The sequence below is a fragment of the Bacillus sp. FSL K6-1218 genome (genome assembly GCF_038006445.1).
In the GTDB taxonomy this organism is placed as follows: domain Bacteria; phylum Bacillota; class Bacilli; order Bacillales; family Bacillaceae_G; genus Bacillus_A; species Bacillus_A thuringiensis_S.
This window is the reverse complement of the sequence record NZ_JBBOVE010000001.1, coordinates 4377969-4402503: the sequence shown is the minus strand read 5'-3', so window position 1 is coordinate 4402503 and position 24535 is coordinate 4377969. Positions and strand designations below refer to the sequence as shown.

Below are 24535 nucleotides of genomic sequence, written 5' to 3'. Positions count from 1 at the left end.
ACGTATGGAAAGTAGTGAAGTAGTAAGAGAAAAGGAACATCCTTTTGCGAAAAAAAGATGGATAATAGCAGTTACTTTAGTTGTATTAACAATCCTAGGCCTCTTTTACGGTCTTTTCGCAGGAAGTTTATCCTTTTCTGTACGAGACATTCTAACAGGTATACAAGATGAGGGTTCGACAGTACATCGAATTGTATGGGATCTTCGCATACCGAGAGTGCTCGTTGGGTTTATAGTAGGAACATGTTTAGCTGCATCTGGTACACTTCTGCAAGGGGTTATGAGAAACCCTCTTGCAGATCCTGGTATTATCGGAGTTTCATCTGGGGCAGGCCTTGTAGCAATTGTCATCATGATTTTATTCCCACAGCATCTAGCTTTTTTACCACTAGGGGCGTTTTTAGGAGCTTTCATAACAGCGATGGTTATTTATGCTTTATCATGGCAAAAAGGGGCACCACCTTCAAGAATCGTCTTAGTAGGGGTGTCGATCAATGCATTAATTGGTGCAGCAACGTCAGCATTAATGTTATTACATAGTGACAAAGTACAATCCGTGTTACCGTGGCTAGCGGGTGGTATTGGTGGTGTAAGTTGGGCACATTTAAACATGATTATTTATTATGCAATATTCGCCATTATATTAGCTTTCTTTGGTATTAAGCATATTCGAGTGTTAATGCTTGGAGATGAAATGGCAAAGTTATTAGGACATAACGTGGAAAAAAGTCGGTTTTATTTAATCGTAGTAAGTACATTATTAGCTGGAATTGCAGTAAGTGTATCTGGTCTTATTGGATTTGTCGGTCTTGTCGTACCACATATGCTACGTTTATTAGTTGGAAATGATTATAGATATTTGCTACCTTTATCATGCCTTGGTGGCGGTGTATTACTTGTTTTTGCGGATGCAATAGCTCGAAGTTGGTTCGATCCAATCGAATTGCCTGTTGGTATTTTACTGTCCTTCTTAGGTGGTCCGTTCTTCTTATATTTAATTCATAGAGGAGGAAAACAACGTGATTTCCGTTAACAAAGTGTTTTACGCACACTCTGAAAGATTTCAAATGCAAAATATGAATGTACATATTAAGGCTGGAGAAATCGTTAGTTTAATTGGTCCGAATGGATCGGGAAAATCTACTTTGCTTCGTTTAATAGCAAGGCTACTGAAACAAAGCGAAGGGGACATCATTTTAGATGGGAAAAACATTCATATGATGAAGAGTGCTGATGTAGCGAAGCAATTAGCAATGTTACCACAAATGCATGATCATCAATTAGATTTAACAGTGAAAGAACTAATTGAGTTCGGAAGAGGTCCACATAAATCATGGAGTAGCCGCTTAAATAAAGAAGATGAAGAAATTGTTGATTGGGCATTGTCTGTTACAAATCTTGAAGGGTATGAATATCGTCTTTTACATTCTTTATCAGGAGGGGAACGGCAACGTGCTTGGATTGCCATGACGCTAGCGCAACGTACAAATGTCTTATTATTGGATGAACCAACAACCTTTTTAGATATCGTTCACCAGTTGGAAGTAATGGAACTTGTGAAACGATTAAATGAGGAGTTTGGAATGACAATTATAATGGTTTTACATGACATTAACCAAGCTGCTCAATATAGCGATCGTTTACTCGTATTAAAGCGAGGAAAGATTCAGTATGATGGTATACCAGAAGAAGTGCTATGCCATGAAATGTTTCAACATGTATTTGGCATAGATGTAGATATCTTTCAAGGAAGTGACAAGCCGTTTTTTACACCGAAACGAATTTCTAAAAGGGGAGAAGAGCGATGCAAACAGAAGAGCGTATTACCACTGAATTAGTAAGAGAATTTGTTATGGCAGCTCACGGGGATTTAGAGAAAGTACAAGAGCTATTGGTTGAATCGCCAAGCTTACTTCACGCCTCTTATAATTGGGGTGGATCAGATTGGGAAAGTGCGTTAGGGGCATCGGCACATGTAGGTCGTAAAGATATTGCTCTTTATTTACTAGAAAAGGGTGCTCGGATGGATATTTTTGCAGCAGCTATGCTTGGTGAATTAGAAGTTGTACAAGCTATTTTAGTAGCTCAACCAGAAGCATTGCGTGCATCTGGTCCTCATGGCATTTCTCTTCTTCAGCATGCACGAATGGGTGGAGAGAAATCTAAGCGTGTATATGATTATTTAGCAATACTATCTTAATGAACTAAGGAAGTTCTTATGTGCGGTAAACTTTTCACTTGACACAATTGAAAAGTTTACCGCCCGTTAGAACGGGATAAGTATCTAGTATATTTGAAAATCCTACACCCCCTCAACTGTAGTTTTCTTAATACTAGTTATGATATGGATGCAGTAGACAAAATTTGTCTACTGCTTTTTTTAGTCGTTGAGAATGAATATTCTGTATTTTATTGTGGGTTCATTTATCCCGCTATTTGCGGGCAGTAAGACTCCCGCCTCAAAATTCAGCTAGAGCAAAGAAGTTAGACGGGAGATCCACTGCCCGTAAACGCTCGATTGGTGAGGGCTGATAATCAGTGGGGGTGAATAAAATTCCCCACTGATTAAAGTTTCACTTTATAATTAATAGTAACATTTCGTATGCAAACAAAACATGATCGTGAAATTAAGAACAAATTAGTGGAAAGGAGTGCAGGCATGTTTCATACAGATCGTTTACAAATTCGCAAATATACAATGGATGATTTACAGTTCTATGCTTCACTATGGGGGAACGAGAAGGTAATGCGCTATATTGGAAATGGGACGTTAAAAACATATATACAGTGTAAAAAAAGTTTGGAGGAGTGGGTCATTCCTAGCTATAAAAACGGTCTCGGTTTATTTGTATTGACTGAAAAGGAAACGGGAACAAGAATTGGTCATGCAGGGCTGGTAAAGCAGCAGATTGATGGAAAAGAGGAAATTGAAATTGGTTATTGGTTACTTCCTCAGTATTGGGGAAAAGGGTATGCAAAAGAAGCGGCGGCAGCATTTCGAGACTACGGTTTCCAAGCATTACGAATGAATAAATTAATTTCTCTCATTAACCCGAATCATCCCGCCTCAATATTTGTTGCTAGAAAGACAGGGCTCAGCTATGAGAAAACAACTTTATTTCATGGGATGGATGTTCTTGTTTATTCCATTAAACGTGTCGGATGAAAAATTACTTTTTTAAAGGTAAATTGCATTTTTTGAAGAATGGTATATGAAAATAAAGGGGGGATTACATGTACATTTATCATAATGGACTTATTATTCGTGAGGGAACGAGTAGCGTACCAGCATATGCAATTAAAGCATTGTTTGAAGATGCCGGTTGGAGTAATGATAATATCCCTTCTTGGCAAATTGAAAAATTTACGATAGCATTTGAAAATTCAACATGGGCTTTCACAATTTGGGATGAAGAAGAGATGATTGCAATGGTTAGGGTCATTTCGGATGGAATTATGATCGCGAACATAGTAAATTTAGTTGTGAAGTGTGAATATAGAGGGAAGGGATTAGGTAAGAAGCTTGTAGCTCTTTGTTTGCAAAAACTTCCCCACGGTGACTGGTTTGCGCATACATCTGCGAACAATTTTGATTTTTATAGAAGTTGTGGATTTGAAGTTAGAGAGCTATCGAGAAATGGAACATGTGCGTACTATGGATATCAAGTCGCGAAAAGAGATGGTCACCGATAAATGAACGGAAAGTAAAAAAGTATAGCGAGGTAATTTTGAGACTTTTGATAATAGAGAATGGATTGAGGCTCTTTTTATGATAAAATGAAAGAAAATTCCGTTTATTATTAGGGGGATAAAAATGAGTATAAAAGTTGGGGATGTATTTAAATATGAAAGAAGATTTACTGAGGAGGAAGTTTTTGAATTTGCAAATATTACAGGTGATAAAGGTAGACACCATATGGAATACGATGAAAACGGAAGACTAATGGTTCATGGTTTATTGACTGCTAGTATCGGAACAAAGGTGGGCGAAGAGTTACATTACATAGCAAGAGAATTAGTAAGTGAGTTTATTAGACCAGTTTTTACAGGAGATACGATCACTTGTGAATTAACTTTAACAAATATTGAGCAAATGGAAGGTTATAAAAAAGTTTCAATCGAGTCAGTTTATCGCAATCAGCATGAAAAGACGGTACTAGTTGGGACAAGTTATGGAATTATAAGGGGATAAAAAAAGAAGCCTGTTAATCAGGCTTCTTTTTTATTATTTAGTAAACACGTTTTCGATTTTCCGCATAACTAGAGATAAGTAATAATGCAGTTTCTTCTCCTATATTACGAACAATATGAGGAACGCATGCATTCCATGAGAAAGAATCACCTTCTTCTACAATTGCAATATCTTCACAGTGCTGAACTTCTAGTTTTCCACGTAATACAAGGTGACATTCTTCCCCTTCATGGGCATTTGGTGAGTTTTCTTTCGGGAATCCAGTAGGGATTTCTACTAAAGATAGGCGAAGCCCCCCTTGCTCCGCAACATGCTCAATTCTTTGCTCATCTTTGCCGTATACACTGTATTTCCGTTCTTCTTTTTTGACAATTTTTAAGCGATCTTTTTGTTCTAATAATAAATAGGGAAGGGGAACATTTAAAAAATTGGAGATCGTTTCTAAAGTTGAGATAGATGGTGATGTCTTATTATTTTCAACCTGACTCATAAAGCCTTTAGAAAGACCTGTTCCCTCACAAATTTGTGCAATTGTTATGCCTCTACGTTGACGAATTTCACGTATTGCAGAACCAATATTCATAAAATCAAGCTCCTTTTTGTAAACAACTATTTGTATCATAGCAAAAAAAATATATTTTTTCCCAGTGAAAATGAATTGACGAATAAAAAAAATTAGTGTATGTTTTGTAATGTAAATAAAAGTTTTGTATAAGGAAACTATAAAGGAGAGAATGAAATGAATCAACATATTGGTAACTTAATTATTCGTATCGTGTTAGGGGTAACATTCTTCATGCACGGTTTAACAAAATTCCAATCAGGAATTGACAATATTGCAGGGTGGTTTACAAGCATTGGTTTACCAGGAGGACTTGCATACGGTGTAGCAACATTTGAATTAGTTGGAGGTCTATTATTAATTCTAGGTTTAGGTGTAAGATATATTGGATTATTATTTGCACTTGTTATGGTTGGAGCAATCGTAAAAGTGAAATGGTCAGCTGGTTTATTGGGAGATGGAAAAAATCCTGGTTTCGAATTAGAACTTGCATTATTAGCAATGGGTGCATACTTATTTGTTGCAAAAGCTGATGGTTTTGTAGATAATTTCTTAAAAGAAAAAATGTCAAAGAAGAACTAATTTAAATGGGGGGGCTAACAAGATGAGTTTTCAACTTCATCCCGATACAACACTTGATGTTGTTCATTTATACGTATCTAATGTAAAGAAATCACTAGAGTTTTATACGGAAGTACTAAGTATGAAGGTGCTAAAAGAAGAAGAAGCAGTTGTTACATTTGGGAATGAAAATGATGAACCACTTCTTATCATTGAAGAAAAGAAGGAAGCCTTTCCGAAGCAAAGAGGAAGAACAGGGTTATATCATTACGCAATTTTATTACCAAATAGACAGGATTTAGCGAATGTTCTTCGTCATCTTGTAGAAATGGTATATCCGCTACATGGCGGAGCCGATCATTACTTTAGTGAAGCCCTTTATTTAGCTGATCCAGATGGAAACGGAATTGAAATTTATCATGATCGACAAAAAGAAGTTTGGCGTGATGAGAATGGAGAACTCCCATTTGTTAGTAACCCGTTAGCTGGTGAAGAATTATTACAGCAAGGAAGTACATGGAGTGGATTTCCAGCTGGTACTGTGATGGGGCATATTCATTTCCATGTAGCTGATTTAGAGGAAGCGAAACGTTTCTATGTTGATGGTCTTGGTTTTGAAGTAACGATCCCAGCTCGTAATGGAGCGTTGTTCGTATCTGCAGGTGGTTATCATCACCATATCGGTTTAAATACATGGCAAGGTGAAGGGGTACCACCGCAAATGCCAGGTTCCATTGGTTTGAAATATTTCACAATTGTACTAGTGGATGAAAAACAAAAAGAGCAAGTATGTGAAAGCTTAAAAAATATTGGCAAGATTGCTACGTACAAAGATGGAATATTACAAGTCGAGGATCCATTTGGACATTGTATCCATTTCAAAATAAAAGGAGAAGCCTAAAAAGGCTTCTCTTTTTTATTTTCTTATAATTGCTTTTTCGTTTTGTAAAAATAGCTCATCAAATTGTTTTGCAAGCTCAAAATCTAGTTTCGTTAAACCTTTTGCATTCCAAGATGACAAAGTAATAATAACTGCTTTATACTGGATAAGGATAAATGGATGGTGATTATGTTCTTCTGATAGTTTGGCGGCTTCAGAGACAAATTCGACTCCTTTTAAGTAGTCGGAAAACATATATTTTCGTTCAATCCATTTCTCATCTTTTACCATCCATTTATCTACCTTCAATAATTCCTCGTGAACTTCTTCTTCAGTTAATCGTAGCATCATTTTTCACATCCTTTACTGGAAGTAACGCAAGACCATTGTTAATAAGGCGTGTTACAGCTTCGTCAGTTGTGAAAGTAGAAAGTTGTTGTAGTAATGCTGCTGATGTTTCATGCCCTTTGTTATGCTCTAAAAGTAACTCTAATACTTCAAGGCGCAGCAACCATTCTTTCGCATAAAATTTATTTAATACTTCTTGAATTGCTACTAATTGATCGATATGAGCGTCGTGTAAAATCCCCTCACTTCGAATATCTCGCACTGTTTGATACATACGTTCAAGTTCATTCAGTACAAGTGGAGCAGGAATTTCTTGAACTTCTTCATCCATTGGGAAAAATGCTGCGGCATCTGCGGCACCTGGGAATACTGAAGTGATTTGTGAGCCAACAGCCATATCAAATGCGCCCCATGAAGCATCAAATAAGACGCGGGCGTTATAAGTAACTGTGCAATCGATAAAGGAAATAAGAGCAATTTTCGTATCGTTTTTTACAATATCTGTTACTGTTCCTTTTACATGAATACCACTTGCAAAAGTAAACGCAGCGATATTTCCAATTGTAATTCCTAATGATTGTAGTTGTTCGTCTGTGCAATTTTCTAATGCAATATTTTCAGTGAGTAATCCAATCGGTGTTCCAAATCCGTCACTGTGTACAGAAGTAGAATGATTTGCTAACTGTTTATTATGAAGCGCTAATGCCGTTGGCGAATTTGTTCGCATGTAAATTAATTCACCTGCATCGTTTTTAATTGTCTCGCTAAATGTACCTGTAATTTGTAATCCACTATTTAGCTCAGCTGTTGCATAGTTCTCAGAGCGAATTGCTTTTTCTAAACCTTCTTTTCCACCTGTTTTAAAGGCCATTGTTTTAGAAAATGTTTCAAGCGCATCTGTTAGCTCTTCAAAGGATTCACAAACAAATAGTTGTGGTTGCATTTTTGTTACGTCATAAGTTGTCCCTGTACATGCTTCAATAGAAAATGGAACTTTTTCTACAGCGTCTGTTAAGCAATGTTTGCTTTCGCCAACAGAAGAAAGGAGACCAGCACCATATATTTTTGGATCATCTATGTTTCCAATCAATCCGTATTCTACTGTCCACCAGAAAAGACGTGAAATTTGTTCAGCTTCTGATAAACCAGAAACTAAGTTTTGTTTTTCAATTACAGCATTTTCAGCAGCCTTAACTTCATCAGGAGTAGAAGTAGGGCTTTCTTTTACTATTGTTAATGTACGAACAGCTTCAAATGCATCATGTTCTTCTTTTGTAGAGAAAGCTTTTGCACCAATTTGCCCAAAACGTTTCACATATTTTGCATATGTAGGATCAAGTAAAATCGGTGCGTGTCCTGCGGCTTCGTGTACGATATCTGGAGCTGGTGTGTACTCGATATTTTCTACTTTCCGAATATCTGTTGCGATCGGTAGTAGTCCGTGTCCTTGAAAATCGAAGAATGCTACGCCGGGAATAAGTCCGTCAATCGTTACAGCGCCCCAGCCACTTGGTGCCAAACACTCATTCATGTCTTCTACTTTTGGAATTGCATCTATATTAATACCAGATGATTGTAGTCCGTTCACATAGGCTGGATGAGCAACGTCTTTTAAGAAGCTATGATTTTGTCTCATAATATAACGCCACACAGCGTGATTCACCGGTGTGTATTGATCATAATGTTGTGTGGATACGAATGGTTTTAAATGCGATGGAATTTCTGTTTTCTTTGTCATTTAGACATCCTCCTTTTTTTCAATAAAATTGAATATTGATTTCGTATAGCTTGTATCACCTCCTTTCATTTTTTGTAAGCGCTTATAAAATTTTATCATAAGATTCGGAATTATTTAACATTTGTTTCTGTGAGAAATAGAAAAAGCCCCTATCGGAAAATCCGATAGGGGCGAAAGAATCGCGGTACCACCCTATTTGTAAGTGAAAATATACTTACATCTCAATTAATGATAACGGAAAAATTCCGTCTTTTCCTTCATGCAGAAAAGCACTACGAAAAAGAAGCTCCAGAATTGTAATTCATACTTATATATGTGCTAATTTCCACCGACCATTAGCTCTCTGTAACAGGGATATAAGATACTACTGCGATTCTTTCAACGCGTATATATGAAATTGTGTAAGAGGATGGACGCAAAAAAGTCCCTATCGGAAAATCCGATAGGGACGATAAAAATCGCGGTACCACCCTATTTGTAAACAACTAATTGTTTACCACTCACTTTAAGATAACGGAAAGATCCGTCTTTCTCTTCATGCATAAAAAGCATTACGGGAAAGAAGCTCCAGAATTGTAATTCACGCTTGTATATGTACTGATTCGCACCAACCATCAGTTCTCTGAGACAGTGATATAAGTCGCTACTAGTATTCCTTCAAAGCCGATATATAATTCGTTCAACTAAACTATGTTTTGTATTATAAAACTATATTTAAAAAATTGTCAACATAAATTTTTTATCCCATGTTAACGAGCAGTAAAACTCCTACCTCAGAATTCGGTGGGAGTAAAGAAGTTAGATAGTAGACTGACTGCTCGTAAACCCTGATTGGTGAAGGCTAATAATCAGTGGGGATGAACGAAATCTCCACTGATTAAAGTTTCACTTTATTTCACTTCTAAATTAACATTTAAATTAGAGGTATTGCCAGCTGCATCAGTTGCTACAATGTGAATAGTATTTTTTCCTTTTTGTAATTGAGTGCGATTGAAATAAATGTCATAGCTTTTCTCCCAAGGGTTCAGGAATGCCTGTTCCCATACACCATTTCCATTAATTTCATATTGCATTCTCACTGGAATACCAGGTGCTATCCAACCAGATTCTGACATCCAATCTAGTAGAATATCATCAACTTTTCCTCTAATTACGAGATTTTCTTGGTTAACCTCGTGTGTTAACTTAGGTGCAGTTCGATCAAGAAATACAGCAGCTGTTTGCTTTGTTTCTCCGCCAGAATTAGAAGCAACTGCTTCAATTTGATATAGCCCGTCAGCTAAAGGAGTGCCATCTGCTTTTGTACCATTCCATTTGAAAGGTTTATACCCAGGAGTTGCATTTTTAGCTTGATGGATAATTCCTTGATACGTTACACGTTCTTTCGTAACTAAATTTGCATGCAATGTGACATCATCCACAGGCGCAACTAAATAGTAGTTGATGAGATTATCATCTAGTACGTGGTCGCCATTTGGGCTAAAAGTAGAATTAATAATTTCAAGTCCATCGATACGTTTATAATCTTTAGGATCGATACTAAATGTGAATGGAATTCGAATTTCTTCTTTTGCCCCTTGTTCTTTTACATATACATTTCCAGTATACACACCTTGTTGTAGTGAGCTATCTACAGTGATAGTAAATGGTTTTTCGGTACTACTATTCGGTTGTATGCTAATCGATGAAGGGACAGAAGCTTTTACTTTTGTTTTTGTGTTTGCATCTAGTAATTCTACACGAGTTGAAAAACTTTTCTTTTTACTAGAAAGGTTTTGTAATGTAACATTTTGCGTCAGTTTTACTTTTCCGCTATTGGGCTTAATAAGACCAAAGCTGACATTGTTAGGTTTTACTAATATATTTGTTTGAGTTGCTTTCGGAATGTTAATTAAACCAGATCCTTGTGCCATAACAGGGTATGTATTTTCATTGACATCATGTAATGTTTTTGCATTGTTGGCAAGAGCCGCTTTCAATTGTTCTGTCGTCCAATTAGGATGCATTTGACGCAAGAGGGCAACCGCTCCAGCTACTTGCGGAGCAGCCATACTTGTTCCGTTATGCGATTCATAGCCGCCTCGCGGTACTGTACTAGTAATTTGTACTCCAGGTGCAACAACATCAGGCTTTATTAGCCAACTTCCTTGTGATGGTCCTCTTGAACTAAAGTTACCGATAAGTTCGGTTTGCTTTGGTTGTCCGATTTTTATATTTTTCTTTCGTTTTGTAATTAAAGTTTTTAATTCTTCCTCATTTGTATTGGATAATTGTATTACTGGGACAGCTAGATGTTCACGTGAAAAATATTCCGGCATCATATTAATTTCTTTTTCGCTAGAGATTAATAACACACCAAGTGCACCAGCTTGCTTCGCTTGTTCTGCTTTTACTAATGTACTAGAAGTACCTTGTAAAATAAGTGCGAATTTCCCTTTCACATCTTGTTTTGCATAATCACCTGAATTGCCATAACCAACATATACAAGAGGGGAATCATTTCCTATTGGAAAATCGGATTTTGATAACGGTAACCCTTGATATGTTTTGCTGGAACCAGCTACTTGGAATGTTGGAAACGGGATAGAAACTGTAGATGCTCCAACAGAAATGACACTACTTGCGTTACCGGGAGCATCAACAGACCAAGGTTTTGGTCCGTCATTTCCATTTGAAACGACAGCAGTAACACCAAGTTTCGCTGCTCGTTCTAACGTTAATGTTACAGGCTGATCAGGTACATTTAAATCCTGCCCAAGGGAGAGGTTTAACACATCCGCACCATCTTGAATCGCTCGCTCAATCCCTTGGATAATATCATCTGTTGTACCAGTTCCACCGTCATTCATTACACGATAGGCTAGAATAGAAGCGTTTGGAGCAACGCCTTTAATTTTTCCGTTACCCGCAATAATTCCAGCTACATGAGTACCATGTACGTTACCATCCATTGGATCGTTATCTTCATCAACCGTGTCATATCCACCGATATAATTTGCCTTTAAGTCAGGGTGTGTATAGTCTACGCCAGAGTCGATAATGGCTACTTTCATGCCTTTTCCATCAAGCGGTTTGCCAGATGGATCTTTTAAATTCCACGCTTCAGGTGCACCAATTGTCGGTCCACCGATATTTGGTGCTTCTTCGTTAGTAGCACTTTTTGATGTTTCATGCAATTTATATGTTAAGTTCGGATAGACTGCTTTTACTTCAGGTAAAGAGGCAAGAGAGGTAATTTGATCTCCAGGAACTGAAATAGAGAATCCGGAAAATAAGGTATTATACACTTCTTTAATTTTTGCACCAGGTGCTTTTTCTTTTATTTTCTTAGTCGTATCTTCTTGTGCTTTTTTTAGTTCAGCATGATAAGACTGCGCATTACTATTTTGTAAATCTGGAGCATGCTGAATATTACTTTGAGCAGCGAGAGGAGCATGTTGCAATTCTACAATTACTGATATTTCTTTTGTTGTTTTCGTTTCAACATTTTGAGCAATTTTATGTTCTCCCCACTGTTCAATCGTTGTTTTTAATTGTGGACTAAATTGCGTCTCCTTTTGTAGTGATTCAGCATGAGCGCTTAAAGCTCCAAAACTAGAAAAGACAAGCGCCATACTTAATAGTGTAGATGTAGTTTTTTTCATTGATACTCCCCCTAATAAAAAAGTGCCAATATTCAGAAGTGAAATCTTACATTGTAGTCGAAAATTATAAATGTAAATGTTGGCTGAACTATACTTTCGACATAATTCATACCAATCCTCTATGAATTGAAAATTGCTTGGGAAATTTTTTCTGATTATGTCGAATCGATATTTTTCACATATTGTAGGGAGAAAGTGAGGAATGCTATGAGGAAAATGGAGTGATGGTATGAAAAGGCTAATAGTAATTGGTAGTGTAGTGTTGTTTATGTTTTTATGTTCTATAACTATTACTAGTGCAGAAAGTAGTAGTGTGAAAGTTGCTTTTATTCGTCATCATAATCTTTTTATAAAAGTTGATGGAAAAGAAATACAAATTACAAAAGGAGAGTACATAACAGGGCCAAAGTGGTCACATGATGGAGAGTGGCTGGCATATGTAAAAGGAAAGAAACAAAGTATGCTTGAGTTATATCGGCTAAAAGATGGAAAAAAAGTTATACCGTCGCACTCAGAAATATCGAATTATAAATGGTCACCAACAGAAAATATAATTACATTTATATTTGCAGGTACATTAAATACATTTGACGTTGAAAAAAAGAATGCAGATTTTGAAAATGTATCAGCGGGTGTAGGCGATTATGCATGGTACCCTGATGGAAAGAAGTTTCTTGTATCCTCTGAAGCACATTTACTTCCAACAGGGTGGACAGGAGCTCAGCTATATGAAGTGCAAAAAGATGCAAATAAAAACCCGCACAAAATGAAGCATTTGTATGCATTACCAAATGAACATGATGATTTTCTAGCGCTAGTTGCAAGTGGGTTTAAGTGGTCACCAGACCAAAAGTGGATTTCATTTTTAGCGGTACCGACAGCTTCATGGTCAGCTGATAGTAATACACTTTGCTTAGTTCGAGCAGACGGTAGTCGGTTTGAAATAGTAGATCAAATGCTATTAAATACACAATGGTTCAAATGGGCGCCATCAAAAAATATATTGGCTTATATTGAAGGGAGCGGGAGAGTTGCATTAGAGAATAAACATTTAAAAATAAAAGAACTGCCAGCACTCCAGCAGCAAACATTTACGCCGAAAGGATATGTCGATTGGGATTTTACATGGAAGAACGATAATGTAATTATCGTTTCACGAGCAAAAGAGGGAGGGTTTGAAACTCTGCCAGAAAAAAGGCCATTCCCATCTTTATATGAGATAAATAGCACAAGCGATAAACAATATCAAATTACAAAGTCATCTAATAAGCAAGGCGATTATCATCCAATTTTCATGAAGAAGAGCAATCAATTAATATGGATACGTTCAAATCGTAAGAAAGCTGATATATGGCTAGCTCATAGCGATGGAAAATATGAAAAGAAATGGATTGAAAATGTAGATGTACCAGAGTGGTATTATGAGAAATGGAATTGGGAAAATATTATCTCGGTGAAAGAAGAATAAAAAAACTGCCTAAAAGATCATTTTAGGCAGTTTTTTTATTGTTATTTATGTGTTTTATTTGGCTTTTTTTTCGCTGGGTTTCCGTTCCCTTGGCGCTTTCTATTTTGTTCATCTTTTGCTTGTTTTTCATGTAGTGTATCTAAAAATTCATTCGAGTTACTCATGTTTATATCTCTCCTTTCATTTTGTCATGATTACTATAACCATTTAGGAGTATAATCATGAGTTAGAAATTAGGCACTTAATTTTCTTCGATAATGTAAGTAAAATATTCCATACATAACAAATAGCATGAGTAAAACTTGTATCTCTACATTTTCTTTTAAAAAAGCTGCGATAGGGTCTGGTAAGTACGGTGATTTATCGTTTGTGCTTAAACCTAACCATTTATTTAAGAGGCTAATGGTACAAAACATAAAAACACCGGACCAGCTTGCCGTAATTGCTTTTTGTTTAATTTTTGTTTCACGTTCATCATCTGTAATCCAAGGATTAGCAGTTTTATCACTACTAAAGAAGCCGTTTATATATCCCCATACAATCATTCCAATAAAGACAATTATCCATTTCATATATGTAATTCTCCTTTCGATGTAAAAAGTATTTTACATGTTATATTGTAATATTTTACGAATTTAGTGTCAAACCTTTTTTACATATCGGTTTTCATACAGCAGGAATAAAGAATGCAATAGGGAAGAAATATGTGTGAGGATTTTTATAGTAAGAGGAGGCTGAATATGAAACTTGTTTTTGTTCGGCATGGTGAAGGTGAACATACAACGGATTTACCGGAAAGCTTGCAAGTGTTTGACCCACCATTGACGAGGGTAGGAAAGGCTCAAGCTAAATTACTTCAACGTGATGTATCATTACAAGAAACGGATATATTAATTGTTAGCCCTACACTTCGAACTTTGCAAACAGCGACAATATGGAGTGCGAAATGTAGTTGTCAAAAAATCGTTCATCCATATGTATCCCCGCGTATTTTTCCTTATCGAGAAGGCGTGAAAACATTACCATGCGATCGCATAGTAGATCAGGATATGATAAAAAAGTTATTTCCACATTTTTCGATAGAGAAAAGCTCAAATAATCAGTTATGGAAGGAAGGTATAAACACTATTTCAGAGAATAGTTTTCAGCAAATAGTAGATGAATTTCTTCTTTGGTGTTATGGACTGGGTGCTGAAAGAATTTGCATTGTATCTCATGATGGAACAATTACAGCATATAGACAATATTTACAGAAAGTCGTTTTAACTAGATCAGATTTTTTGAAAGAAACAGGTATATATGAAATGGATTTATCCCATAAAAGTCTGATTGATAAGGGCTGATTATAGAATGGGGGTTGTATGTTGAATATTGCATTAGTAGTTGGTTTTAATTCGGATTTAGAGGCGCAATCAATCCGAGCATCTCTTGAATATTTTGGTGCAAGGGTTGTGACATATTGGATTGGTAGACCGAAAGATTTTGTGGAAGTTCTTTCTGGAAAGAACTTATTTAACGATATTAATTATATTATTTTTTGCTTTCATGGTGAAGAAGGGAAGTTTGTCATGGAAGAGTTAGGCGAAGAAGTATATGAACAAGATGAACCGAGAGGGTATTTTGGTGCAGCAGAAATTTATAAATATGCAAAATTGCATAATACATATATTGTAAATAGCGGGTGCACGTTAGGGGAGCAAAATCTAGCAAAATCTTTTTTACATAGTGGTGTGAAATCATATATTGGATCGATTAATTATGTAGATGGAAATGCAGCACTTATGTTTACTATACGCTTATTTTATGGGGTTATTAATCATGGGAAAACGTTAGAAGAAGCGTTTCAAGAAGCGAGTTTAATTGATGAGGAGACACATACATTTCGATTCTATAATTAGTGTGAAACACGTTTATTCTATATTCGAATAAACGTGTTTCACATTTAACTCACAATTTTTTTACATTTTTTTCAATGAAAATGATTATCACCTGTGGTATGATATGTTCAAGTTTTTACAGGTAATAAAAGTTACTATATAAACGTTAGTTTTTAATGTTTCATACACATGTCATGAATTATTCATAATTAACGTTTTAAAAATAAGTAACTAATGTTATTATATTAACTGTAACTAACTTAATTACAACTTTAGGAGGAAGATATGGTTATTCAATTTTTAAGAGAAAACAAAGCAGTTTCTTTTGTATTAGCAGTAATTCGAGTATATCTTGGTTACACATGGTTAATGGCTGGAATCGGTAAACTACAAGGAAAAGGATTCGATGCAACAGGTTATTTGCAAGGCGCAATTGAAAAATCTAAAGGCGCACAACCGGCTGTTCAATCTTGGTGGGCATCATTCTTACAAGAGTTTGCAATTCCAAATGTAGATTTGTTTAATACGCTTGTAACATGGGGAGAAATTTTAGTCGGAATTGGTTTAATTGTAGGCTGTTTAACAAAAACAGCGGTCTTTTTTGGTCTTGTAATGAACTTTTCCTATATGTTTAGTGGGTCAATTGGTGTGAACCCTGAGATGGTTATCTTATCTATGTTTGTTCTTGTTGCCGGTATGAACGCTGGGAAATTTGGAATGGATGGCTTCGTTATCCCGAAAGTATTAGGATCAAAAACTCAAAAACGCCAAAAGCAAGCTGCTTAATATATGAAAACGGGTATCTCACAATGAGATACCCGTTTATGTTATTTTTCAACTTTGATCGGATTGTTCTTAAAGAAGTCTTGTACATACCCGACAAATTCTTGTGGTTCTTGGCGAAATGGTGCATGATAACCTTTTTCAATAATATGTAAAGTGCTATTTTTTAAGAATTGATGATACGTTTCTCCTTCTTTCCAAGAAACGCTACTATCATTTCTGCCCCATATAATTAAAGTTGGCTGTTTCATTTCATTCGCATTAATTTTAAGACGTCTAGGCCATAGTTTCATTTTGTTATAATGTTCTTCATCATTACGTTTGAATTTCACTTTGCTCTCATCATAATCTGTAATAGAAGAAACGGCATTTAAATCAGTCGACAATTGTGGTTTTGGTGAGCCTTGTTTATTAACGAATGTATGAGGGCCACCTGTAGCATCAGTTAAAATAAGGTGAGTAACTGCTTCAGGATATAAATATGTTAAATTTAGAGAAATTTCTCCCCCCATGGAATGCCCCAGTATTGCGAATGAATCATATCCTAGTTTTTTCATTAATTTATAATACAAATTTGCATGAGTTGGAAAAGAATAATAAAAATCCATTGGCTTAGATGAGCGCCCGAATCCTAAAGCGTCTACAGAAATAATTGTATGATCTTTTGCTAAATCGGAGTAAATCTTTTGAAAACCATCTGATGACCCTCCAAAGCCATGAATCATAAGTAAAGGTGGTTTTTCATTACCAATCTTTTTAAAGTAAATGGTTTGACCATCTATTTCTACCATTTTTTCCTCGGTAGCTAGTTTCGCTGTAATTGTATTTTTAACTTGCTTTACTTGTTCTACTGGCTTTTCTGCTGCACTACATCCTACTAATAGTGTAAGAGTAAGACAACCTACCATAAAATAGCTAAATCGCTTCAATTAGGTGTCTCCTTTCTAACATAACGCTGTATCTATCATAGCAAATAGCATATTACGATTTCCAGGAAGTTGGCTACCATTTTTTATCATAAGAGGTGAAAGGAGCGTTTCTTGGAAATTTTCTGCTTGAAGAAATTTACGAAATGTAAATTGTGAGTGTGGGACATCAATTCGTACTATACCATTCCAACATTCACATATCTTTTTTAATAATTGAATAGCATCTTCTTCTTGCTTGGCGATAAGTGGATTGATACATAATATATTGCCCTTTTGTATGCATAATGAAAAAGCTTCTATACAGTTATTTCTTTCAATTTTAAAAGAGTGTACGGCCCTTGGTAATAGCAAAGAGTAAAGTAGAGAACGATTCATACCAGTTGCAATTTGATCCAGAGAAGTAAGAGATATAAGGTCTTCTTCTTGTACTTGTTGTAAGTGAGAAGGGTACGTCTTAATAGTTTGCTTTTCAAAACGATGAATCGTTGTTGCTGTTTGAAATCCGCATGATGTGTATAGAGGTTCGCCAGCTTTTGTCGCAATAAGTGCAATTGGTTGTTTTGGATGAATTTGTTCCAAGCAATGATTTAGCAACATGCGCCCTATTCCACGTCCTTGAAAATTAGGGTGAACGATTAACATACCAATGGAAGCGAAGTTACTTGTAAAGGGAAATACTCCTCCAGTCGCAATGAGTTTGTTTTCATGAATGTAACCTACAAGTGTGCCGATAGAAAGATACATTTCGAATTGTTTTTTCATAAAAATTTCATCGTGTAACCATCCAACAGATTTGCAAAGATTAAGTAATTCAAAAATAAAAGATTCATTTAGCTTTACTATTTTCATAAAGGCTCACCGCATTTCTATTTATTTTCATAAAAATAGAGTCAAAATGTAAAAAAAGAGATTTACGTTAAATGAAATCCAACTTGTTTATATTTAAATTGTAAAGGGAAGGATGATTGATACAAAAAGACAAACTTATACAAATTATAACTGATATTTACATAAGTTAACAAAAAATTTACATACAGCTAATTTTCTCTTAATAGTCTTCCATTAAATTTGATAGTGGGAAATGAATAACCTAATTAGGGGGACAAGACAGTGAAAAAATTTGTGAAAAAAGCATGGCCATTTGCAGTTGTGGCATCATTAGCAGTTACTTCGGTAGCAACATGGAATTTTACTCGTTCTAGTGAGGTTAATGCAGATGAGAACGGAAGCAATGCAAAGATTAAAAATGTTATCGTATTAATTGGGGATGGTATGGGCCCTTCATATATGACGGCTCACCGTTATATGAAAGATAATCCAAAAACCTTTGAAATGGAATCTACAGAATTTGATAAGCATCTTGTAGGAACACAAAAAACATACCCAGAAGATGAACATGAAAATATTACAGACTCTGCATCGGCAGCAACAGCTATGTCAGCAGGGATTAAAACATATAATGCTGCAATTGCAGTTGATAATGATAAAGCGGAAGTGAAAACGGTTCTTGAGCAAGCGAAAGAAAAAGGGAAATCAACGGGACTCGTTGCAACTTCTGAAATTACACATGCAACACCAGCTGCTTTCGGTGCGCATGACATTAGCCGTAAAAATATGGACGCAATTGCAAATGATTATTTTGATGAGAAAATTAAAGGGAAGCATAAAGTAGATGTTATGCTTGGCGGCGGCGTAAAGAACTTTGTTAGAAAAGATCGTAATCTTACAGAAGAGTTTAAGAAATCTGGTTATAGCTATGTAACGGATCGAGATCAATTGTTAAATGATAAAAATGATCAAATTCTTGGTTTATTTGCACCAGGTGGATTAGATAAAATGATTGACCGCAATGAGAAAACACCTTCATTAGAAGAAATGACTAATGCAGCGATTGAGCGTTTGAACAAAAATAAAAATGGTTTCTTCTTAATGGTGGAAGGAAGTCAAATCGACTGGGCTGGACATGATAATGATATTGTTGGTGCAATGAGTGAAATGGAAGACTTCGAAAAAGCTTTCAAAGCAGCGATTGAGTTTGCGAAAAAAGATAAAAATACGTTAGTTATTGCAACGGCAGATCACGCTACTGGTGGATTATCTTTAGGTGCCAATGGCGAGTATAACTTTAAAGTAGATCCAATTAAAGCTGCAAAACGCACACCAGACTTTATGGCAAATGAGATTGCAAAAGGTGCAAATGTAGAAGAAACATTGAAAAAGTATATTGATTTACAATTAACTCCAGAAGAAATTCAAGCTGTAAATGATATAGCTCCGTCAAAAGATGTAACAAAGATTGATAATGCAATTGAAGATATTTTCAATAAGCGCTCGGTTACAGGCTGGACAACAGGTGGACATACAGGGGAAGATGTGAACGTGTATGCATTTGGTCCAGGTAAATACTTGTTCTCTGGCGTTCAAGAGAATACAAATATAGCGAAACGTGTCTTTGATATTGTTGGTGGCGGTGATCCGAATAAAGGAAGACGATAATTAAGAGCGAAAGTGAGGCGAACTGCCTCGCTTTTCTTTTTAGGAGTTGGAAATATGAAAAAAATATTTGCGAAATTAAGATTCCTTCTAGCATTTGTAGTATTACTAGTTGGATGTCAACAAGAAGAGAATAATGTAGCACAAAAATCTACTACTAAAAAAACTGAGGAAAAGGTACAAATAACAAAAGAAGAAGAGAAATCTATTCAAGATATTATTAATACATTTGTGCGAACGAAGAATGAAAAGAATCTTGCAGAACATATGGAGTTATTTTCAAAGAAGATGCCTAGTGCTGAAGACTTAAAAACACAAAAAGAAGCCGCGTTTCAAAAGGGAAATAAGAAAATTGAATTGGAACATATAGATATGAAAGTTAGTAAAGTAGGGTATGTTATTGTTGAAACGAAAGAAAAGGAAGTAGACGACAGTATCACTCTTCAAAAGAAAGTACAGTATGCTCTTGGAAAAGAAGATGATAAATGGAAGATTGAAGAGGTTCGAACGATAGAGAAAAAATAACGTGAAACTTTAATAAGTGTGGAGTCGTACTTCCCAAAAATTATAGAAAAAAGGTTCTCATTGGTGAGAACCTTTTTTTTATAGTGGTAGCATAATTTGATTTGAGCATGCCTCAATATCATCAATATCTTGACGAATTGTGGCCATTTTATTATCAAGATCTTCAGCTTTCATTGCTGCATCATGTAGTTCATCTTTTAAATACTCCGGTATTTTCCCTTCATATTTATAATAAAGTTTATGTTCTAAACTTGCCCAAAAGTCCATTGCCAGTGTACGTAACTGAATTTCTGCAAATACATCTTTTGTACCAGAATTTAGTGATAAAGGGTATTTAATAATCATGTGTAAACTTTTATATCCGTTTCGTTTTGGGTTAGCGATATAATCTTTTACTTCAATGACTTCCATATCTTCGCGTTTTTGAATGACTTCTTTCAAATGATAGATATCTTCTACGAAGCAACATGTAATACGAATACCAATAATATCTTGTAAATGTGTTTGAGCGTTTTCAACTGTTGGTAATAAGCTTTTGCGTTCTAGCTTTTTAATAATACTTTCAGGTTGTTTTAGTCTTGTTTTTATATGTTCAAACGGGTTGTAATCCTCTAGAAATTGAGCTTCCCGGTTCATAATTTCAAATTTAGTTTTTAACTCTTCTAAAGCAAATGTATATGGTAATACAAAAGCTTTCCAGTAGTTAACTGTTGATTGATTATATTCCATTTATATACACACCTTTTCCTATTTACAAGTGAGGTCGTTATTATACTAAATACCAAATCATATAAGCACAAGCAGCAAATGATGAGATCATAAAGCGATATTTAGTTTTCATACTTTCAACTCCTTTCGAGTAAGATTCTATATAAATAAACGTGATTGTTAATAAGTTCACTATGTACAATTTCTATAGTAATAGATTCGTGTGAATTTCGTATGAACTAATTGTTTCAGCTTTTTGTCTTTTTTGCTGTGAATCTTAATTATGATTCAGATGTAAAGTGTTTTTATTTGATTTATTCATTTGTATAAATTAATGTATATTTAAATTTATGGTTATTAAGGAGGATATATGGTGAACTTTGAAGAATTAGCAATTGCTAGACGTTCTGCGATGAAATTTATACAAGGTATAGAAATCCCTGATGAGGATTTTAAAAAAATATTTGAGTTAACTAAGCTTTCTCCATCTTGCTATAATTTGCAGCACACACATTATGTTGTAATTCGTGATCAAGAGCGAAAAGAAAGATTAAAAGAATTAGCATTCGGTCAATATAAAGTATCGAGTGCATCAGCGGTAGTGCTCGTTTGTGGTGATAAGAGAGCATACCAAAATGTCGAAAATATTTACTTCGGTATGAAAGTTTTAAAAATGATTGATGAATGCGAATATGAAGATACAATTAGGCAAACGAAAGGCTTATATGAAGGAAAAGGAGAACGTTTCATGGAGGATGAAGCGCTTAGAAACGCTTCATTAAGCGCGATGACTTTTATGTACGCAGCTAAATATTATGGCTATGATACATGTCCAATGATTGGTTTCGATGAAAAAGCAGTACAAGATGAGTTAAATATGCCAGAGCATGTAATACCTGTTTTAATGATTACGATAGGGAAAAGTGATACGGCTAAAGTTCGTCCAAGAGGATATCGAAAGCCAATTAGTGAGTTTGTTACATACGAATCGTTTTAATAAAATTTATTTAACTATAAAAACAAGGGGATTCTAAATGGAATCTTCTTGTTTTTGCAATTGACAAATAGAATGAAGTTTTATAATATATAAATCGTAATCATTACGTTTTAGTTGCGATCTTTGAAAGAAAGGAGAATTGCATATGCGTGTAAATATAACATTAGCTTGTACGGAGTGTGGTGATCGTAATTACATTTCTAAAAAAAATAAGCGAAACAACCCAGAGCGCATCGAACTTAAAAAATATTGTCCACGATTAAAGCGAGTAACGTTACATCGTGAAACGAAGTAGAAGACTAGAGATATCTCTAGTCTTTTTGGTTAATAAATTTGGTTTTGTTTGTTATAATTACCTTAAATTGTAATGTTGAGGAGGGGAATAATGAATCAAAAAGATAAAGAGAGAAAAGAGCAAGTGGCTCATATTATAGAAATTCCGGATGAATATAGTCTTGTTGTAGATGATCAAGAAGGGGTTGATGACCCGTACCATCTATTGTGGTGGGGACATAAAGATGATGAGGAGAAACAGATACAAATTACATTAAATAGACATACTGATAATTTAATTGAATTTAGGATAGATGATGGAAATTATTTTTCAAGTGGTAAGGAAGCGATAGAGGAGAATAAGGCAAGAGAGATTGCAAATACATTCTTGAAAAAATATACAAAAGAAGGATATGAATTCTATACATATGTAACGGTTAAGGACGACAGGCGCGGTTGGAAAGAAGTAAATTATATGCAAGCAGTGAATAGCTATCCCTTGCCGAATACAGGGTGTGTTGTGCGAGTGCACCCTTCAGGTAATGTTGTGCATTTTCATTACAATGGAAAAAAAGCTATAGAGAAAAAACCGTTATGGCCAAGTGAGATTGTTGAGGCGAATATCGTTTTAGACAACTTAAAGGCCAAACAAGATATGAGGCTTGTATTTGTAGATTTAACACATTCTTTATGTAAATATGAAAATGGAGAAGAAGTAAAAGGGTACCACCTTATGTATGTACCAGAACCTAGTCATGTATTTATTGATGCAAGTACAGGTAAAGATTTATTTGGACCAGATCATTATAAATTACCGCCAACAGTGGCTGTTGGAAAACAAGAAAAGGGTAGCCAACAAGATGATGTATTCGATTTATTTGACTGGGATAAGGAAAGGTTTACAAAAGTAGCTGAGACGGAAAATGAAGATGGAATAAGGATGAAATTTGTACCGAAAGAGGAATTACAAACACAGAAAGAGGAAAATAATCCATATTTAATGAATGAATTCTTTAAAAAGCATTTACCAATGTTAAAATATAATAATTTAGTTGGCATTACCATTGATAAATCAACCAATGAATTAATTGGTTTTATAAAACTGACAGATGATAAAGAAGCAAAACAAATACTGTCTAGAGAAGAATGTTTACAAAAAGCACTTCAATTTTTAGAACATGTTATTCCAGATGTTACACAATATCTTCGACTTTGGAAGGAACATGAAGAAGCAGAAGATGGGATTGAAAGATTTATCTTTTCCATATATGTGAATGGTATTCTGGCAGAGTATAACCAATTTATGATTAACATCAATGCAGAAAATGGTGCTGTGATGCACTACTCGGGAGAGTCTAGCAACTTTATAAAAGAATTACTTACATATGAAACAACACCAAAAGTAACAAAAGAAAAAGCGTTAGAAATATACAGAGAGGCTATCCGAGTTAAATTAGAATGGTTTTTAGATCATGATGCAGAGGAAACCAAGTACAAACTACTGTACAAACAAACGACAGATGAAAAACATAAAGAACCTTTTGATTGTAGTCGGGAAATTCGTTATATTGATGCTCAAACTGGGAGAAAGATTTGGAGTAAGTAAAATAAAAAGAGTTATTTTCAAAGAATATAAAAATAACTCTTTTTATTTTTATAATTTGCCTGTTCGTTTTTCAAAAGTAAATGTGATAGGAAGATCGGAATGAGAACTATCATTTTTAAATGTTACTTTCCATTCTTTAGTATGGGCTTTAATTTCAAAATTAAGAAGATTCATCGCTCTACGTTTATCTATTTCTAAAAACATATTATGAATTTCTGGTTCTTGCTGTAAATTAAGAGCCTTTAGTGTGACTGTAAATGTGAAAAAATTCTGCCCTTCATATACTATCCTTGCTATTTTTGTTTTTGGTGTATTTAACAGTACATAAAAACGGTCTGATTGAGTTAATTGTACAGAGTCATCAGTAATTTCATTCTCGTTAGTTTGAAGTTCAACTAAGAAAGATGTACTACGGGAAGAATCTGTTTTGCTTGTAATATGTAATTCAGTAGGAATCATGGGTATTTCATAAAACTCATTTTTTATTATAGTATTGTAGTCTTCTGAAAATTTACGAACTTCTTTTGGAAAAGAGTCTTCTTCTTGTGTATTTAAAAAGGTTTTATGTTGCTTTGGAAATTTTTTATTAAACTTTAATGTTTCTTTAAAGTAATAATTGGATCCAGTCAAAAATAAACAACTACAAATTAATAAAAAAATTCGATACGGATTTTGAAAGTGAAAGAAAAATAGTATACATGTAATAATTCCAATTACATAGAGAATAAAGATAAGTAGTTCTAGTTTTGAGTGAAAGGAAAAACCATAGTTATGAAAAAATTTCATTCCAGTTATAATTTGAGCTCCAAAAAATAAAGAAATTCCAAATTGAAAAAATAATAAATCAGGCCCTCTTTTAATAACAAAAGTAATGAACGAAATGAAAAGTAAAAATCCCCCTAAATAAATTGTTACATTTAATAATCGATCTAATGTAATCATGAATAGTGT

Annotated in this window: 27 protein-coding genes and 2 other annotated features; of the genes, 17 read left to right on the top strand and 10 right to left on the bottom strand. The window is 34.9% G+C overall.

All coding sequences use genetic code 11. The annotated features are described in order from the left end of the window. Nucleotides 1–4: 4 nt before the first annotated feature. From MHI26_RS22480 to MHI26_RS22455, 6 genes are all read left to right on the top strand, one after another. The gene (locus tag MHI26_RS22480) at nucleotides 5–1033 is read left to right on the top strand and encodes a FecCD family ABC transporter permease (RefSeq protein WP_002082127.1); all 1029 of its coding nucleotides are present in this window, start codon (nucleotides 5–7) and stop codon (nucleotides 1031–1033) included. Beyond that, nucleotides 1020–1838 carry an ABC transporter ATP-binding protein gene (locus MHI26_RS22475; protein ID WP_000626530.1) on the top strand — a complete coding sequence of 273 codons (819 nt, stop codon included), beginning with the start codon at nucleotides 1020–1022 and terminating at the stop codon, nucleotides 1836–1838. The genes MHI26_RS22480 and MHI26_RS22475 overlap by 14 nt, the downstream gene beginning before the upstream one ends. Continuing rightward, entirely contained in the window at nucleotides 1805–2200 is a 396-nt protein-coding gene (locus MHI26_RS22470) for an ankyrin repeat domain-containing protein (protein ID WP_001192766.1), read from the top strand. The genes MHI26_RS22475 and MHI26_RS22470 overlap by 34 nt, the downstream gene beginning before the upstream one ends. A gap of 402 nt (nucleotides 2201–2602) precedes the next feature. After that, entirely contained in the window at nucleotides 2603–3166 is a 564-nt protein-coding gene (locus tag MHI26_RS22465) for a GNAT family N-acetyltransferase (protein WP_141535808.1), read from the top strand. 68 nt (nucleotides 3167–3234) lie between these two features. Further along, on the top strand, nucleotides 3235–3693 hold the full coding sequence (locus MHI26_RS22460) for a GNAT family N-acetyltransferase (RefSeq protein WP_000276126.1): 459 nt from the start codon (nucleotides 3235–3237) through the stop codon (nucleotides 3691–3693). Nucleotides 3694–3814: 121 nt separating this feature from the next. After that, entirely contained in the window at nucleotides 3815–4192 is a 378-nt protein-coding gene (locus tag MHI26_RS22455; RefSeq protein ID WP_000025008.1) for a MaoC/PaaZ C-terminal domain-containing protein, read from the top strand. Nucleotides 4193–4229: 37 nt separating this feature from the next. On the opposite strand, the gene MHI26_RS22450 is transcribed toward MHI26_RS22455, so the two are convergent. Further along, the gene (locus tag MHI26_RS22450) at nucleotides 4230–4775 is read right to left on the bottom strand and encodes a helix-turn-helix domain-containing protein (protein ID WP_061666276.1); all 546 of its coding nucleotides are present in this window, start codon (nucleotides 4773–4775) and stop codon (nucleotides 4230–4232) included. 156 nt (nucleotides 4776–4931) lie between these two features. Here MHI26_RS22450 and MHI26_RS22445 point away from each other — a divergent pair, with 156 nt between their 5' ends. Together MHI26_RS22445 and MHI26_RS22440 are read left to right on the top strand one after the other, a co-directional pair. Continuing rightward, a complete protein-coding gene (locus MHI26_RS22445) occupies nucleotides 4932–5336 on the top strand; it encodes a DoxX family protein (RefSeq protein ID WP_001071553.1) in 405 nt (134 codons plus the stop codon). A 22-nt stretch (nucleotides 5337–5358) separates the two neighbouring features. After that, on the top strand, nucleotides 5359–6216 hold the full coding sequence (locus MHI26_RS22440; protein WP_000009837.1) for a VOC family protein: 858 nt from the start codon (nucleotides 5359–5361) through the stop codon (nucleotides 6214–6216). A 15-nt stretch (nucleotides 6217–6231) separates the two neighbouring features. Here MHI26_RS22440 and MHI26_RS22435 read toward each other — a convergent pair whose 3' ends face one another. From MHI26_RS22435 to MHI26_RS22425, 3 genes are all read right to left on the bottom strand, one after another. Further along, nucleotides 6232–6546, bottom strand: coding sequence for a 4a-hydroxytetrahydrobiopterin dehydratase (locus tag MHI26_RS22435; protein WP_000979537.1), 315 nt, complete (start codon nucleotides 6544–6546; stop codon nucleotides 6232–6234). Next, entirely contained in the window at nucleotides 6527–8281 is a 1755-nt protein-coding gene (locus tag MHI26_RS22430; RefSeq protein WP_061666277.1) for an aromatic amino acid hydroxylase, read from the bottom strand. Before MHI26_RS22430 ends, MHI26_RS22435 begins: the two co-directional genes overlap by 20 nt. 163 nt (nucleotides 8282–8444) lie before the next feature. After that, nucleotides 8445–8672 (bottom strand) — a binding site (T-box leader). Nucleotides 8673–8722: 50 nt separating this feature from the next. Continuing rightward, nucleotides 8723–8951, bottom strand: a binding site (T-box leader). Between the two features lie 220 nt (nucleotides 8952–9171). Then, a complete protein-coding gene (locus MHI26_RS22425) occupies nucleotides 9172–11925 on the bottom strand; it encodes a S8 family peptidase (protein WP_061666278.1) in 2754 nt (917 codons plus the stop codon). A gap of 229 nt (nucleotides 11926–12154) precedes the next feature. Between MHI26_RS22425 and MHI26_RS22420 the strand changes: the two genes are divergently transcribed. Continuing rightward, nucleotides 12155–13393, top strand: a complete 1239-nt coding sequence (locus tag MHI26_RS22420; protein ID WP_061666279.1) for a TolB family protein — start codon at nucleotides 12155–12157, stop codon at nucleotides 13391–13393. 41 nt (nucleotides 13394–13434) lie between these two features. Here the strand turns inward: MHI26_RS22420 and MHI26_RS22415 are convergent, their stop codons facing one another. Beyond that, entirely contained in the window at nucleotides 13435–13557 is a 123-nt protein-coding gene (locus MHI26_RS22415) for a DUF4023 domain-containing protein (RefSeq protein ID WP_000071866.1), read from the bottom strand. Between the two features lie 69 nt (nucleotides 13558–13626). Beyond that, the gene (locus MHI26_RS22410) at nucleotides 13627–13965 is read right to left on the bottom strand and encodes a hypothetical protein (RefSeq protein ID WP_061666280.1); all 339 of its coding nucleotides are present in this window, start codon (nucleotides 13963–13965) and stop codon (nucleotides 13627–13629) included. Between the two features lie 168 nt (nucleotides 13966–14133). Here MHI26_RS22410 and MHI26_RS22405 point away from each other — a divergent pair, with 168 nt between their 5' ends. The 3 genes from MHI26_RS22405 to MHI26_RS22395 all read left to right on the top strand — a co-directional run bounded on the left by MHI26_RS22405 (nucleotide 14134) and on the right by MHI26_RS22395 (nucleotide 16056). Continuing rightward, the gene (locus MHI26_RS22405) at nucleotides 14134–14736 is read left to right on the top strand and encodes a phosphoglycerate mutase family protein (protein ID WP_061666281.1); all 603 of its coding nucleotides are present in this window, start codon (nucleotides 14134–14136) and stop codon (nucleotides 14734–14736) included. An 18-nt stretch (nucleotides 14737–14754) separates the two neighbouring features. Continuing rightward, nucleotides 14755–15291 (top strand): hypothetical protein, encoded by a 537-nt coding sequence (locus tag MHI26_RS22400; RefSeq protein WP_003307850.1) that lies wholly within the window; start codon nucleotides 14755–14757, stop codon nucleotides 15289–15291. A 264-nt stretch (nucleotides 15292–15555) separates the two neighbouring features. Further along, nucleotides 15556–16056: a DoxX family protein gene (locus MHI26_RS22395; protein WP_000236608.1), complete on the top strand. Its 501-nt coding sequence runs from the start codon at nucleotides 15556–15558 to the stop codon at nucleotides 16054–16056. Nucleotides 16057–16097: 41 nt separating this feature from the next. On the opposite strand, the gene MHI26_RS22390 is transcribed toward MHI26_RS22395, so the two are convergent. After that, nucleotides 16098–16982 carry an alpha/beta fold hydrolase gene (locus MHI26_RS22390; RefSeq protein WP_000819812.1) on the bottom strand — a complete coding sequence of 295 codons (885 nt, stop codon included), beginning with the start codon at nucleotides 16980–16982 and terminating at the stop codon, nucleotides 16098–16100. Nucleotides 16983–16997: 15 nt separating this feature from the next. Further along, nucleotides 16998–17831 carry a GNAT family N-acetyltransferase gene (locus MHI26_RS22385; RefSeq protein ID WP_000706694.1) on the bottom strand — a complete coding sequence of 278 codons (834 nt, stop codon included), beginning with the start codon at nucleotides 17829–17831 and terminating at the stop codon, nucleotides 16998–17000. Nucleotides 17832–18092: 261 nt separating this feature from the next. Between MHI26_RS22385 and MHI26_RS22380 the strand changes: the two genes are divergently transcribed. After that, on the top strand, nucleotides 18093–19478 hold the full coding sequence (locus MHI26_RS22380) for an alkaline phosphatase (protein WP_061666282.1): 1386 nt from the start codon (nucleotides 18093–18095) through the stop codon (nucleotides 19476–19478). A 54-nt stretch (nucleotides 19479–19532) separates the two neighbouring features. After that, entirely contained in the window at nucleotides 19533–20000 is a 468-nt protein-coding gene (locus MHI26_RS22375) for a hypothetical protein (protein ID WP_000717904.1), read from the top strand. Nucleotides 20001–20078: 78 nt separating this feature from the next. Here MHI26_RS22375 and MHI26_RS22370 read toward each other — a convergent pair whose 3' ends face one another. Beyond that, a complete protein-coding gene (locus MHI26_RS22370) occupies nucleotides 20079–20729 on the bottom strand; it encodes a GTP pyrophosphokinase (protein WP_000456230.1) in 651 nt (216 codons plus the stop codon). Nucleotides 20730–21078: 349 nt separating this feature from the next. Between MHI26_RS22370 and MHI26_RS22365 the strand changes: the two genes are divergently transcribed. The 3 genes from MHI26_RS22365 (at nucleotide 21079) to MHI26_RS22355 (ending at nucleotide 23584) form a co-directional block, all read left to right on the top strand. Beyond that, nucleotides 21079–21705, top strand: a complete 627-nt coding sequence (locus MHI26_RS22365; protein ID WP_000245981.1) for a nitroreductase family protein — start codon at nucleotides 21079–21081, stop codon at nucleotides 21703–21705. 145 nt (nucleotides 21706–21850) lie between these two features. Next, nucleotides 21851–22000 carry a 50S ribosomal protein L33 gene (gene rpmG, locus MHI26_RS22360; RefSeq protein ID WP_001265617.1) on the top strand — a complete coding sequence of 50 codons (150 nt, stop codon included), beginning with the start codon at nucleotides 21851–21853 and terminating at the stop codon, nucleotides 21998–22000. Between the two features lie 90 nt (nucleotides 22001–22090). Then, complete coding sequence (locus MHI26_RS22355; RefSeq protein ID WP_001072064.1) at nucleotides 22091–23584, top strand: YcdB/YcdC domain-containing protein; 1494 nt, start codon at nucleotides 22091–22093, stop codon at nucleotides 23582–23584. A gap of 48 nt (nucleotides 23585–23632) precedes the next feature. Here the strand turns inward: MHI26_RS22355 and MHI26_RS22350 are convergent, their stop codons facing one another. Beyond that, on the bottom strand, nucleotides 23633–24526 hold the full coding sequence (locus MHI26_RS22350) for a hypothetical protein (RefSeq protein ID WP_000631113.1): 894 nt from the start codon (nucleotides 24524–24526) through the stop codon (nucleotides 23633–23635). Nucleotides 24527–24535: the final 9 nt, after the last annotated feature.

Bases quoted from the DNA above. Each gene is read 5' to 3' on its own strand.
- MHI26_RS22370 (WP_000456230.1), bottom strand. From the start codon at position 20,729: ATGGAATATAATCAATCAACAGTTAACTACTGGAAAGCTTTTGTATTA.
- MHI26_RS22425 (WP_061666278.1), bottom strand. From the start codon at position 11,925: ATGAAAAAAACTACATCTACACTATTAAGTATGGCGCTTGTCTTTTCT.
- MHI26_RS22430 (WP_061666277.1), bottom strand. From the start codon at position 8,281: ATGACAAAGAAAACAGAAATTCCATCGCATTTAAAACCATTCGTATCC.
- MHI26_RS22435 (WP_000979537.1), bottom strand. From the start codon at position 6,546: ATGATGCTACGATTAACTGAAGAAGAAGTTCACGAGGAATTATTGAAG.
- MHI26_RS22440 (WP_000009837.1), top strand. From the start codon at position 5,359: ATGAGTTTTCAACTTCATCCCGATACAACACTTGATGTTGTTCATTTA.
- MHI26_RS22415 (WP_000071866.1), bottom strand. From the start codon at position 13,557: ATGAGTAACTCGAATGAATTTTTAGATACACTACATGAAAAACAAGCA.
- MHI26_RS22410 (WP_061666280.1), bottom strand. From the start codon at position 13,965: ATGAAATGGATAATTGTCTTTATTGGAATGATTGTATGGGGATATATA.
- MHI26_RS22460 (WP_000276126.1), top strand. From the start codon at position 3,235: ATGTACATTTATCATAATGGACTTATTATTCGTGAGGGAACGAGTAGC.
- MHI26_RS22405 (WP_061666281.1), top strand. From the start codon at position 14,134: ATGAAACTTGTTTTTGTTCGGCATGGTGAAGGTGAACATACAACGGAT.
- MHI26_RS22455 (WP_000025008.1), top strand. From the start codon at position 3,815: ATGAGTATAAAAGTTGGGGATGTATTTAAATATGAAAGAAGATTTACT.
- MHI26_RS22470 (WP_001192766.1), top strand. From the start codon at position 1,805: ATGCAAACAGAAGAGCGTATTACCACTGAATTAGTAAGAGAATTTGTT.
- MHI26_RS22450 (WP_061666276.1), bottom strand. From the start codon at position 4,775: ATGAATATTGGTTCTGCAATACGTGAAATTCGTCAACGTAGAGGCATA.
- MHI26_RS22400 (WP_003307850.1), top strand. From the start codon at position 14,755: ATGTTGAATATTGCATTAGTAGTTGGTTTTAATTCGGATTTAGAGGCG.
- MHI26_RS22385 (WP_000706694.1), bottom strand. From the start codon at position 17,831: ATGAAAATAGTAAAGCTAAATGAATCTTTTATTTTTGAATTACTTAAT.
- MHI26_RS22355 (WP_001072064.1), top strand. From the start codon at position 22,091: ATGAATCAAAAAGATAAAGAGAGAAAAGAGCAAGTGGCTCATATTATA.
- MHI26_RS22375 (WP_000717904.1), top strand. From the start codon at position 19,533: ATGAAAAAAATATTTGCGAAATTAAGATTCCTTCTAGCATTTGTAGTA.
- MHI26_RS22365 (WP_000245981.1), top strand. From the start codon at position 21,079: ATGGTGAACTTTGAAGAATTAGCAATTGCTAGACGTTCTGCGATGAAA.
- MHI26_RS22445 (WP_001071553.1), top strand. From the start codon at position 4,932: ATGAATCAACATATTGGTAACTTAATTATTCGTATCGTGTTAGGGGTA.
- MHI26_RS22465 (WP_141535808.1), top strand. From the start codon at position 2,603: ATGCAAACAAAACATGATCGTGAAATTAAGAACAAATTAGTGGAAAGG.
- MHI26_RS22395 (WP_000236608.1), top strand. From the start codon at position 15,556: ATGGTTATTCAATTTTTAAGAGAAAACAAAGCAGTTTCTTTTGTATTA.
- MHI26_RS22350 (WP_000631113.1), bottom strand. From the start codon at position 24,526: ATGATTACATTAGATCGATTATTAAATGTAACAATTTATTTAGGGGGA.
- rpmG (WP_001265617.1), top strand. From the start codon at position 21,851: ATGCGTGTAAATATAACATTAGCTTGTACGGAGTGTGGTGATCGTAAT.
- MHI26_RS22480 (WP_002082127.1), top strand. From the start codon at position 5: ATGGAAAGTAGTGAAGTAGTAAGAGAAAAGGAACATCCTTTTGCGAAA.
- MHI26_RS22420 (WP_061666279.1), top strand. From the start codon at position 12,155: ATGAAAAGGCTAATAGTAATTGGTAGTGTAGTGTTGTTTATGTTTTTA.